This is a genomic window from Microbulbifer sp. S227A, assembly GCF_049800935.1.
In genome coordinates this window covers 34,372-44,674 of the sequence record NZ_JBNAFZ010000020.1, presented here as the reverse complement: position 1 = coordinate 44,674, position 10,303 = coordinate 34,372, and the positions used below count along the sequence as shown (strand labels likewise).

13 protein-coding genes and 3 pseudogenes are annotated in these 10,303 nt (G+C 55.1%); 10 read left to right on the top strand and 6 right to left on the bottom strand.

The genetic code is table 11. The annotated features are described in order from the left end of the window. Positions 1–33: 33 nt before the first annotated feature. The gene (gene tnpA / locus ACP15R_RS25145) at positions 34–435 is read right to left on the bottom strand and encodes an IS200/IS605 family transposase (RefSeq protein WP_424985241.1); all 402 of its coding nucleotides are present in this window, start codon (positions 433–435) and stop codon (positions 34–36) included. Positions 436–450: 15 nt separating this feature from the next. Between tnpA and ACP15R_RS25140 the strand changes: the two genes are divergently transcribed. After that, positions 451–897, top strand: a complete 447-nt coding sequence (locus tag ACP15R_RS25140) for an NAD(P)-binding domain-containing protein (protein WP_424988639.1) — start codon at positions 451–453, stop codon at positions 895–897. Positions 898–1,201: 304 nt separating this feature from the next. Here ACP15R_RS25140 and kduI read toward each other — a convergent pair whose 3' ends face one another. Both kduI and ACP15R_RS25130 read right to left on the bottom strand, forming a co-directional pair. Beyond that, entirely contained in the window at positions 1,202–2,038 is an 837-nt protein-coding gene (kduI, locus tag ACP15R_RS25135) for a 5-dehydro-4-deoxy-D-glucuronate isomerase (protein WP_424988638.1), read from the bottom strand. Between the two features lie 29 nt (positions 2,039–2,067). Next, complete coding sequence (locus ACP15R_RS25130) at positions 2,068–2,850, bottom strand: GntR family transcriptional regulator (RefSeq protein WP_424988637.1); 783 nt, start codon at positions 2,848–2,850, stop codon at positions 2,068–2,070. A 165-nt stretch (positions 2,851–3,015) separates the two neighbouring features. Between ACP15R_RS25130 and ACP15R_RS25125 the strand changes: the two genes are divergently transcribed. From ACP15R_RS25125 to ACP15R_RS25110, 4 genes are read left to right on the top strand one after another with little or no spacing between them, the layout of a single operon-like run. Next, entirely contained in the window at positions 3,016–3,987 is a 972-nt protein-coding gene (locus tag ACP15R_RS25125; protein ID WP_424988636.1) for a sialic acid TRAP transporter substrate-binding protein SiaP, read from the top strand. A 22-nt stretch (positions 3,988–4,009) separates the two neighbouring features. Beyond that, on the top strand, positions 4,010–4,591 hold the full coding sequence (locus tag ACP15R_RS25120; RefSeq protein WP_424988635.1) for a TRAP transporter small permease: 582 nt from the start codon (positions 4,010–4,012) through the stop codon (positions 4,589–4,591). A gap of 14 nt (positions 4,592–4,605) precedes the next feature. Beyond that, positions 4,606–5,883: a TRAP transporter large permease gene (locus tag ACP15R_RS25115; protein WP_424988634.1), complete on the top strand. Its 1,278-nt coding sequence runs from the start codon at positions 4,606–4,608 to the stop codon at positions 5,881–5,883. 43 nt (positions 5,884–5,926) lie between these two features. Next, positions 5,927–6,697, top strand: coding sequence for an SDR family oxidoreductase (locus ACP15R_RS25110; protein WP_424988633.1), 771 nt, complete (start codon positions 5,927–5,929; stop codon positions 6,695–6,697). A 535-nt stretch (positions 6,698–7,232) separates the two neighbouring features. On the opposite strand, the pseudogene ACP15R_RS25105 reads toward ACP15R_RS25110, so the two are convergent. Beyond that, positions 7,233–7,370 (bottom strand): annotated as a pseudogene (locus tag ACP15R_RS25105) (IS110 family transposase); the annotation flags it as partial. A gap of 112 nt (positions 7,371–7,482) precedes the next feature. Between ACP15R_RS25105 and ACP15R_RS25100 the strand changes: the two are divergent. The 5 genes and pseudogenes from ACP15R_RS25100 to ACP15R_RS25080 form a co-directional block, all read left to right on the top strand. Next, positions 7,483–7,683 carry a transposase gene (locus ACP15R_RS25100; protein WP_424988632.1) on the top strand — a complete coding sequence of 67 codons (201 nt, stop codon included), beginning with the start codon at positions 7,483–7,485 and terminating at the stop codon, positions 7,681–7,683. A gap of 82 nt (positions 7,684–7,765) precedes the next feature. Then, positions 7,766–7,951: a transposase gene (locus tag ACP15R_RS25095; RefSeq protein ID WP_424988631.1), complete on the top strand. Its 186-nt coding sequence runs from the start codon at positions 7,766–7,768 to the stop codon at positions 7,949–7,951. After that, positions 7,944–8,330, top strand: a pseudogene (locus tag ACP15R_RS25090) (integrase core domain-containing protein); the annotation flags it as partial. The gene ACP15R_RS25095 and the pseudogene ACP15R_RS25090, both read left to right, overlap by 8 nt. A gap of 32 nt (positions 8,331–8,362) precedes the next feature. Continuing rightward, a complete protein-coding gene (locus ACP15R_RS25085; protein ID WP_424988630.1) occupies positions 8,363–8,542 on the top strand; it encodes a hypothetical protein in 180 nt (59 codons plus the stop codon). A gap of 279 nt (positions 8,543–8,821) precedes the next feature. Continuing rightward, positions 8,822–9,052, top strand: a pseudogene (locus tag ACP15R_RS25080) (IS256 family transposase); the annotation flags it as partial. Here the strand turns inward: ACP15R_RS25080 and ACP15R_RS25075 are convergent. Then, positions 9,004–9,345, bottom strand: a complete 342-nt coding sequence (locus ACP15R_RS25075) for an ATP-binding cassette domain-containing protein (protein ID WP_424988640.1) — start codon at positions 9,343–9,345, stop codon at positions 9,004–9,006. The pseudogene ACP15R_RS25080 and the gene ACP15R_RS25075 sit on opposite strands and share 49 nt — an antisense overlap. A gap of 127 nt (positions 9,346–9,472) precedes the next feature. Then, complete coding sequence (locus tag ACP15R_RS25070) at positions 9,473–10,303, bottom strand: carbohydrate ABC transporter permease (RefSeq protein WP_424988629.1); 831 nt, start codon at positions 10,301–10,303, stop codon at positions 9,473–9,475.

Below are 10,303 nucleotides of genomic sequence, written 5' to 3'. Positions count from 1 at the left end.
CAGTGAACGACCCACCGGCTGACGCCGGTGGCATCATTTGGAGGAATGTAATTCCAGATACTGCAGGATGATATCGTCGGTGACATTCCCAGACGTGGTGGAGAAGTAGCCACGGGCCCAGAACCGCCTGCCCCAGTAGCGCTTGCGCAACTCTGGGAACTCTATCTGGATGCGGCGCGATGATCGGCCTTTGATGCGCTGCATGACACCAGACAGCGATAGCTTGGGCGGGATCGACAGAAACATATGCACGTGATCTCGCGCCAAAACGCCGCGCACAATATGTACCCCCATCTCATTGCAGGTCTGCATGATGATCTCCCGGATACGCGCGCGCATCCGTCCCCGTAGAACTTTGTACCTATACTTTGTGGCCCATACGACATGGAATCTGTGGTAAAATCGCGTGTGCGCGGATGCCGAGTAGCGCATGATCTCTCCTCCTGAAATTTGAAGCCTTACCGCCTCAGCGGGCTTCAAATTTCAGGAGGAGAGATCAGCAGAAGATTCGCTGAAGCGGACCGGCTGGAAGCCGGTGGCTTCGATCCGTTAGATGGAAAGTCAATTCGAAGGACCAGCTACGCATCGGATACGATTTGTGCAACACGCTCTGACGCGGCTGGCATCCATTATCTCGACGCCCCGATTTCCGGCGGGTCGATCAAGGCCGCCAGCGGGCAATTGTCGATCATGGCCGCCGGTACGCCAGAGGCTTTTGCCGCCGCCCGGCCGCTGCTTGACAGTATCGCGGAGACAGTGTTCGAGCTGGGCGGCAGCGCCATGAAGGCCGTGAACCAGCTTCACTGGGCGCGGAAACTCTGGTTGATATCGATCTTGGCTGCACGCCGAACACCATCGAACCGATCACGGCACCGATGGCTGGTCAGCATGACCTGACGCTCGGCTCAAAGATCGAGATCGGCTTTGCGCCCCGTGATGCCATGCTTTTTTACGCCAATGGAGATACCGTTCCTGCAGCCTTTGCCTGACAGGCCTCGTCAAAGCAACTCGGTAGGAATGGGGCTATCGGCGAATTGGCTTAAGGTTGGAGCGCAGGGGCAAGTTATAAACTACGAGGACCTGTATTGGTTGTACACCGGGGAAAGGCTCGGCGTAAGAGGGCGGCGTGGCCCGAAACGGGCGCGGGGATTTCCGACACCTGAGCGGCATCGTCAATCCCCGTCTCAGATTGGGTGCGGCGCTAGCGCAATTCGTCCATCGCAACAAAATCCATGTCGGTGAAGTCTTGGTTGTCGCCAGCCATTGACCAGATAAAGCTGTATCGGCCAGTCCCCGCTCCGCTGTGAATGGACCAGCCAGGCGACAGAATAGCCTGCTCGTTGGCGACGACGAGATGACGGGTTTCTGTTGGCTCACCCATTAGATGGAATACCCGGGTATCCTCTGTCATGTCGAAATATAGATAGACCTCGGAGCGCCTGTCGTGGGTGTGACACGGCATCGTATTCCAAATACTACCGTCCGCAATGGTCGTGATGCCCATGACCAGTTGGCAGCTATCGCACACCTCGGGATGGATATATTGTCGCAACACCCGAACATTTGCGTCTGATTGGCAGCCAAGCTCCAGTTTGTTTGCATCCTTCGGCGTGATCTTTTTCGCGGTATGGGCGTGGTGTGCCGGTGTGCTGATAAAGTAGAAATACGCAGGCGTGGCGGCAGAATTGCTCGTGAAGGTTACCGTCTCGATACCCATCGGGAGGTAGAGGCAATCAAGGGCGTCAACAGCAAAGTCCTTGCCATCTGCCGTAATCGTCCCTGCCCCGCCGATATTGATGATACCGACCTCGCGACGGTCGAGAAAATTCTTGGACCCGACCTGCTTGCAAGACGTAAGCGCTAGTCCAGCTTGCTTCGGCACCGCGCCACCAACAATCGTCCGGTCCAGATGGCTATAAACCATGGTGACTTTACCGGTACGGAAGATATCCACAATGAGGTAGTTTTCACGCAGTTTCTTGGTGTCGAATGACTTGGTTTCTGCAGGGCTGCAGACTTGACGAATTTCGATAGTCATAGTGTCTCCGGTGTGTTGCGAATGGCAGGTTAGATGTTGACCAAGGCGTCGAGGTCCGCATCGTGGATGAAATAGTCTGGATGGGAATCAACGACATTTTTGATGTGCAGGTGGAGGCCGGTCAGATGACGTTCCATTGCCGCACTCGCCTGTTCGGCATCCCGAGCCTCGATTGCATCAACAACAGCAGCGTGTTCCTCGATGACCATGTTCATTCGCCCGACTTCAGGAAGGGTCAGGCGGCGGAACCGGTCTACCTGAAGTTTGATGTCCTGGATCATAAGCCAAAGTCCGGGCAACCTGCCGGTCGCCGCTAGTTGCTCGTGGAAGGCTTCGTCCGCGAGATGAAAATTTGGCATGTCTCCCTGCGCAGCCAGTTCGCGCTGCCGCTCGAGAAGCGCCCGTAACTCGAGCACCTGACTGCGCGATGCAAATATTGCGGCGGCGCGTGTGGTCGCGCCTTCAAGAGCGCATCGGGCAATCAGCGCCTCGGGCAGAGCCGAGACGGGAATGCGGGCGACAAATGTGCCTGACTTAGGGACGACCTCCACGAGATTCTCACGCGCAAGCCTCAAGATCGCCTCGCGAATTGGAGTGCGGCTGACACCGGATTCCTTGGCGAGTTCCGTTTCCGAGATGGGCGCACCAGGACGAAGTGTCATCGAAATGATGTCATCTCGAATTTTCGTATAGAGGCTTTGCGCCAGGGTCGGTGTGGCCCCCAAAGGGAACCGAGCTCGACCCTTCGGGGCGGCATTTTGTGCGCGTTTTCTGTGTTCAGGCACCTGAAGGCTACTCTCTGCAAGGGTCATCTGATCAACGTATCTTATTCCTCAGGTTATAACGCCACTGCAAATAAGCCTTGTTATTCGCCATAACTTGTATATTAGATATTCAAGATGTCGTCAACCGCGCCGAGAGGGCCCACTGGGTTGCGGCATAATTCGCCCGTTCTGAGGGCCAACAGGGAGAGAATGATGTCGATTCGAGATTTTGCTTCAATTGTAACGGCGGGATGCTTCGTGCTTGCTGGCACAGGTTCTGCTTATGCGACGGAAACGCTCAAATGGGCTCATGTATATGAAACCGGCTCGGCCTATAACGAGGTTGCAGAATGGGCAGCGGAAGAGGTCAATCGGCTCACTGATGGCCGTGTGGAAATCGATGTTTTTCCTGCTTCAACACTGGGAAAGGAAGTCGAGATCAACGAAGGGTTGGGTCTTGGGGCTGTCGATATCATCTATACCGGTCCAAGCTTTGTTGAGCGCTACTATGGTCCGATCGCGATTTCCGACTACCCGTTCATCATGCGCGGCTGGGATCATTGGTCAGCGTATCGCGATAGTGAACTGTTTGCCGAACTTTCCGAGGGTTATCACGACGCGACCGGAAACCAGGTGCTCGGCCTCGTCTACTACGGTCAGCGCCACGTGACGTCCAACAAGCCAATTCTGACCCCCGCGGATATGGAGGGGCTGAAAATACGTGTACCCAATTCGCCGGTTATGTTGATGTTTCCGAACGCTGTTGGCGCCAACCCGACACCAATGGCGTTTTCCGAAGTCTACCTTGCCCTGCAGCAAGGCGTGGTTGATGCTCAGGAAAATCCGCTTCCGACCATCAAGTTCAAGAAGTTCTACGAAGTTCAGTCCAACATCAATCTGACAGGCCATATCCTGAACTCCTTGCTCGTGATCGCCTCTGACAATGCACTGGATCGCATAGGTGAGGACCAGGCCATTGTGCGAGACGTATTGAAAGAAGCTGCCTCAAAGGTTTCGGATGAAATCTATCAGTCAGAACTTGATCTGGTCGCCTGGTTTCGCGAACAAGGCATCACGGTGAATGAGGTCGACAAAGCTCCATTCCAAGACGCTGTGCGCCCGATGCTGACCGGTGAGGATGTTCCCTATGCGATGGAACACTTCCGCCGCCTCGGCGAGCTGTAAGCCATCAGGCTGAATTTCAGATATGGACAATCATAAGCAGTCGATGGAGGGACGTGCCGATGAGGCGCGTCCTGACATCACCTTCACCGATTCAGAGATTGATATCTCTGACTTTGGTCTCACCGACCTGCCGGGGCTGATTGCACTGTGGTTCCTGGCAGCGATCGTTTTTCTCCAGTTCTTCACGCGCTACGTGCTCAACGACAGTTTGGCGTGGACAGAGGAGATCGCAAGATACGTCCTGATTTTAGTCGCATTCTTCGGTGCCATTTCTGTTACCCGTAAGGGGACGCACATTTTTCTGGAATTCTTTTATCGTTACCTCTCTCCGCGCGCCGGGAAGTGGCTCGCAGTCATTATGGAGCTGGTTTCGGTGGTGTTCTACGGATGTCTGACGTGGCTGGCCGTGGAACTAGCACAAAAGACCAGAACCAAAATGGCGTCAGTCGAAATTCCGAAAAGCCTGCTCTATTGGGGCGTCGTAGTGGCCTTAGCCGCAATGACTGTTTTTTCGATCTATTGGCTTGTACGAAAGATCCGCCAATCCCCAGAGGATGTCCTGCGCGAGCTGGAAGAACATTCCCTCCACGACGCTACGAACTGACAGGCGAAATTCAAATGACACTTATTCTTCTCTTTGTTCTGCTGTTCCTGTTGCTGATCTCCGGTGCACCTGTGGCAGTAGCGCTCGGGGTTTCATCGCTGATCTTCATCATGCTGGATGGGTTGCCCAACGTCATTGTGCTGCACAATATGGTCAATGGAATTAACTCGTTTCCCCTGATCGCCGTGCCTTTTTTCATCATGGCAGGCCATTTGATGAACTCGGCTGGAATCACCACGAAAATCTTTGCGTTTGCACGCGCGGCAATTGGCTGGATGTACGGCGGTCTCGGACATGTAAACGTCGGGGCGAGCGTTATCTTTGCAGGGATGTCGGGCGCGGCCGTAGCGGATGCCGGGGGGCTGGGAAATATTGAAATTAAGGCGATGCGCGAGGCTGGGTATGACACGGATTTTTCGGTTGGCATAACCGCCGCATCTTCAACGATCGGACCAATCATTCCACCCTCGCTGCCATTGGTCGTCTATGGCGTGATCGCTGATACATCGATCGGTCAACTGTTTGCCGCGGGCCTTATCCCCGGCATGCTGATGGCTTTCGCGCTCATGGTGATGGTCGCCATTTTTGCGAAACTCAGAAACTATCCTCGTGATGAGCGTTTCCAGGTGCGCCTGTTTTTGACGACATTGTGGCACGCTATCCTGCCTCTGTTTACACCTCTGATCATCGTTGGCGGCATTCTCACAGGCATCTTCACACCGACCGAAGCAGCGATCGCAGCAGTGGCATACTCCATGGTGCTCGGGTTGTTTGTTTATGGCACGCTAACGTTCAAACGCATTCTGCGGGTGTCGATGGATACAGTCGAGACCACTGCGTCCATCATGATGATCGTCGCAGCATCCTCCGTTTTTGCATGGATATTGACGGCAAATCAGGTTGCGCAGATGTTCGCTGAATCCATGTTGGGTTTCACTGACAATCGGACGGCGATCCTCTTGATTATCATGCTGATTGTCCTTGTTGTTGGATGCTTCATGGAAACCTTGGCTGCCATCACGATCTTGACGCCGGTGTTGCTGCCAGTAGCAATTGAGATCGGAATTGATCCCGTCCATTTCGGCATCATCTTGATCCTGAACCTCATGATCGGCCTGCTGACACCACCGGTCGGCTTGGTTCTATACGTCCTGGCTAAGGTCTCTGAGGTCCCGTTTGAGCGTTGCGTGACCGCGACCGCACCGTTCCTCATCCCGTTGATTTCGGTGCTGTTGTTACTGACCTTTGTGCCTGCGTTGTCGATGTGGCTGCCTGAAATCATCTACCGATAGGCTTCGCGTTTCAATCGGTCAGATAATCAATCAAGGAAATACAATGAACACGGACACTCTTTTTGACTTGCATGGAAAGACCGCCCTAGTGACTGGGTGTAAACGTGGTTTAGGGCGCGCAATGGCCGTCGCTTTGGCAGAAGCCGGAGCCGACATCGTCGGTGTCAGTGCCACGCTGGAGGCAACCGGCAGTGACATTGAGCGCGAAATCACAGCGCTCGGTCGTAGATTCCGAGCCTACGCATGTGACTTTTCCGACAAGCAAGCCGTTCTGGACTTTGCAGCGCAGGTGCAACGTGACGTCGAAAGTATCGATATTCTCGTCAACAATGCAGGTACAATCAGGCGTGCTCCTGCGGCGGACCATAGTGACGAACTATGGGACGAGGTGATGGAGGTGAATCTGTCCTCTCAGTTTCGCCTCACACGAGAGATAGGCAAGAAAATGGTCGCCCAAGGGGCTGGAAAGATAATCTTTACGGCATCTTTGCTAACATTTCAGGGCGGTATCAATGTTCCTGGCTATGCTGCGTCCAAGGGTGGGGTCGGTCAGCTCGTAAAGGCGTTTGCAAATGAATGGGCCGGCTCTGGCGTAAATGTCAACGCCATCGCGCCCGGTTACATTTCCACGGACAACACCTACGACCTGAGAAACGACCCTGACCGCTCCGCCGCGATCCTAAGCCGAATTCCCGCAGGCCGTTGGGGGACGCCCGAAGATTTCGCGGGTCCCGTCGTGTTTTTGGCGTCGGAAGCAGCAGCCTATGTTCACGGTTCAATTCTGACTGTCGACGGAGGTTGGATGGGAAGATAATCGCAGGAGTTGTGAACCGGCGTGCGAGATTGTGGCTGTGACTCAAAGTAGGGCCATGCCAAACACTCCCGTTTCAGCGCCTTCAACCGAGACACCGCTCGCATCCGGAACCAACAGGACCTTCAGCCCGCGCCCATCTCGCCGCTGGAGATGCCCTTGAGATAGAGCCAAGGCACCGCTGTCAATCGGCACGTTCCGATACTCACCTTCGAATTCAAAGGTCGGCGTCTACCACAGCTTGGTAAGCAGGCCCATTTTCCAAAAGTTTGCGACATGTATGGACATCCCCCTTTGCGCAAGAAGAATCTCTGGTTAGCAATTTGCGTAGTCGGGTGCTGACATTTATGCGGCCTCATGTTGCGGCTTTCATACACCGCGGGCCCGTATGGAGTTCTCAGATCAGGTCCAATTCAGAACCGCGTGCTCAAGGGCACTTTGTCGCAATCTGGTTTTCCTGATCTCGTCTCGTCGACTGTTGCGCCTTACCTTCCGTTTGACCTTCCTACGTCTCCGAACTCAAATCTATTTCCACGATTCAACGTGTTACGACTTGTGCTCGGTATTCTCCGCCATGTGCCATCAACGCCCAGGCGATACGTGCCATCTTGTTGGCCAGTGCCACTCGTATCAGCATGGGAGGCTTGCGCTCCAGCATCCTTGCAAGCCAGGAACCCGGACAAGGGCCAGTCCCTGCAACAACGTAGCCGTCCGGCGTGCCTGCTCTGACGCGGTTTGTAGAGTATTGATAGTGTCCACCATCGATAGTGGACACTATGAGGCACTCTATGGCGGGCAAGAAGGGCGGAAAGAAGCGGTTTTGGTCTGATGAGGAGAAGCAGTCGATTTGCGATCAGACGCGGGTTTCGGGCGTTTCGGTTGCACAGGTGGCGCGACGGTACGCGCTGAACGCCAACCTGATCCATAGATGGCTGCGTGACCCGCGTTTTACATCAGACAACGAGGCAGACGGTAACCGCCCGATTTGAACCGCCTGCTCGTATGCCCTGTTGATTGATAAGAGACGTCCATAATGACGTCATTAAAGACGTCTCCTACAGGGAGGCAGGGATGCGGGGCGAAATTCTGGGCGTGGAACGTCGGCGCCGGTGGAGTGACGACGAAAAGTTGTCGATTGTGCTTTCGGTCGGGGTGAATGGCGCGACGGTATCGCAAGTCGCGCATCGGCACGAGATCAGGAGGCAGCAGATTTATGCTTGGCGATACGAGCTGAGGAAGAAGGGGCTTCTACGGTAAGCCCGGATGCATAGTCAGCGACAACGGGACAGAGTTCACGAGCCGGGCCATTCTAAGGTGGGCCGATCAGAACGCAATTCCGTGGCACTACATCGACCCCGGCAAGCCGCAGCAGAACGCGTTCATCGAGTCATTCAATGGCAGCCTGCGCGACGAGCTGCTGAACGAGGAGATCTTCGACACCCTGGGTGACGCACGCCGAAAGCTGGCCCTCTGGCGCTACGACTACAACACCGTCAGGCCGCACTCATCGCTCGGGAACCAGACGCCGCTCGAAGCGCGCCGGACGCTTGAGCAATTTGAGGGCGCCGCGCCCGGCGCGCTTGCCCAAACCGAAACCGACGACTATCAAAACCAAACCCGCAGACTCTCGTTATGAACGAGGGACCAGCGGGGGGCAGGTCAGGTGCAATGTCTGTCATTACCGCGGCCAGCCGGTTCGGTGTCAAAAAGGGTTCCTGGCTGGAACGCCTTCTTGCACGAAAGCCCAAACTCGTGGCGGCGATCACCTTGGCCAATAGAATGGCCCGTGCAATCTGGGCGATGATGACGAAGAACGAGGATTATCGGAACCCCGAGGCGGTGGCGTAGCAGCGATATGCGCAACCGGCGCCCCGGTGTAAGAGACGTGTGAGGAGGTCACTGATACTTATGGGAGATTGATCGGCCAGATCCGGACTGGGAAAACCATCTATGTGGCATTGAGCTTACAGCTCTCGGATATGATTTGGACCCGGTTCGCGCATCACCATACCGGCCCGCGGCCATCAACAGAGCCACAATGAAGAGGCCTTATACATGACCGCACCTGATCACACACTCATAGTTTCAATAAACCCTTGCACTAACGGCGGCATCCATACATGCCACATGCGAGAGAATACCATCACCCAACTGCCTGATCCATCGGGATTTGGGACCGACCCTTTTACCGATGTCATCCGCGATGGGGCGCGCAAGCTGATCGAACAAGCGATCCATGCAGAGCTGGCGGCGCTCATGGCCGCCTTTGCCGGGGAAGCGCTCGAGGACGGACGGGCGCGGCTGGTGCGTCATGGCCACTTGCCGGAACGCGAGGTGCTGACGGGCATTGGTCCTGTACGGTCGAGCAACTCGGTTAGCGAAAGCGTTTGAGCCGCCGTTTCGACCCGCCGTCTGATCTCGTCACTAGGAATGCTTCGCCGTTTCAAGCCAAATGCGAGATTGTCACGCACGCTCATATGAGGGTAGAGAGCGTAGGACTGGAACACCATCGCGATGTCGCGATCTTTGGCGGGCACCCGGTTCATGACGGTGTCGTCAATCGATAGCGTACCCTGTGATATGGTTTCGAGGCCAGCGATCATTCGCAGTGTGGTGGATTTCCCGCACCCCGACGGCCCGAGCAGGACCATGAACTCTCCATCCTCAATGGTCAGGCTTATGTTGTCCACAGCCGCGGCGCTTCCGCCGTCATAGGTCTTGGTGATTTCTTTCAGCGCGACGACAGCCATGGCCCGCCCTCCTCTTGGTGCGTTAATTTCATTTCACGGCGCCTGCCGTCATGCCCTGGATCATTCGTTCCGAGAAAAAGACATATGCGAGGATGATCGGGACCACCGCGATCATCAGACCCGTTGCCAGCATGCCGACATCATCCAAATGGTCGCCCATGAAGCGCTGGATACCAAGTGGCAGAGTACGTTTGGCGTCATCCACCAATAGCACAACAGCAAACAAGAATTCGTTCCAGATGAAGATCATGTTCAGGATGACCGTGGTCGAGATGGCCGGAAGGCCGATAGGCAGCGTGATCTTCCAGAAGATCTCGAAGTCAGAGTAGCCGTCCATGCGAGCTGCATCGAAAAGGTCCTGTGGCAGCCGCGAAAAGAACCCTTCGAGTATGAATACCGTCAGGGGCATCTGAACCGCGATGTAGACGAGAATAAGCCCAAGCCGCGAGTCGTACAGCCCATAATTTACCAGGATTTGGAAAATACCAATAATTGTGATTTGCGGCGGCAGGACGATAGTTGAAAATATAAGAAAGAAAATCAGACGGTTACCCGGGAACTTGTAACGCGCCAGACAATACGCCGCCATGGCGCCCAGGATGCTCAGGACAGCGACCGAGACAACGGTGATAACCACACTGTTGAAAAAGTAAGTGCCGTAGTTCGAGCCGAACCAGGCTTCGGAAAACTTCCACCAATGTGCAGGAGAGGGTAAGCCGTAAGGATTATCGGTGATTTCAGTGGTGGTACGCAACGACATCACCGCCACCCAGGCAAACGGCCCCGCAGCAAAGCAGGTATAGGCCGAAAGGCCTAGGAGAACGATGGCCCGTACAATCATGTTTCCAGTGATCGGCAT

What these genes read in the sequence shown, in the direction of transcription:
- ACP15R_RS25085 (WP_424988630.1), top strand. Translation starts at nt 8,363, where the DNA reads ATGTCTGTCATTACCGCGGCCAGCCGGTTCGGTGTCAAAAAGGGTTCC.
- ACP15R_RS25130 (WP_424988637.1), bottom strand. Translation starts at nt 2,850, where the DNA reads ATGACCCTTGCAGAGAGTAGCCTTCAGGTGCCTGAACACAGAAAACGC.
- ACP15R_RS25100 (WP_424988632.1), top strand. Translation starts at nt 7,483, where the DNA reads ATGGCGGGCAAGAAGGGCGGAAAGAAGCGGTTTTGGTCTGATGAGGAG.
- ACP15R_RS25115 (WP_424988634.1), top strand. Translation starts at nt 4,606, where the DNA reads ATGACACTTATTCTTCTCTTTGTTCTGCTGTTCCTGTTGCTGATCTCC.
- ACP15R_RS25070 (WP_424988629.1), bottom strand. Translation starts at nt 10,303, where the DNA reads ATGCCGATCACTGGAAACATGATTGTACGGGCCATCGTTCTCCTAGGC.
- ACP15R_RS25095 (WP_424988631.1), top strand. Translation starts at nt 7,766, where the DNA reads ATGCGGGGCGAAATTCTGGGCGTGGAACGTCGGCGCCGGTGGAGTGAC.
- kduI (WP_424988638.1), bottom strand. Translation starts at nt 2,038, where the DNA reads ATGACTATCGAAATTCGTCAAGTCTGCAGCCCTGCAGAAACCAAGTCA.
- ACP15R_RS25125 (WP_424988636.1), top strand. Translation starts at nt 3,016, where the DNA reads ATGTCGATTCGAGATTTTGCTTCAATTGTAACGGCGGGATGCTTCGTG.
- ACP15R_RS25110 (WP_424988633.1), top strand. Translation starts at nt 5,927, where the DNA reads ATGAACACGGACACTCTTTTTGACTTGCATGGAAAGACCGCCCTAGTG.
- ACP15R_RS25120 (WP_424988635.1), top strand. Translation starts at nt 4,010, where the DNA reads ATGGACAATCATAAGCAGTCGATGGAGGGACGTGCCGATGAGGCGCGT.
- ACP15R_RS25075 (WP_424988640.1), bottom strand. Translation starts at nt 9,345, where the DNA reads ATGGTCCTGCTCGGGCCGTCGGGGTGCGGGAAATCCACCACACTGCGA.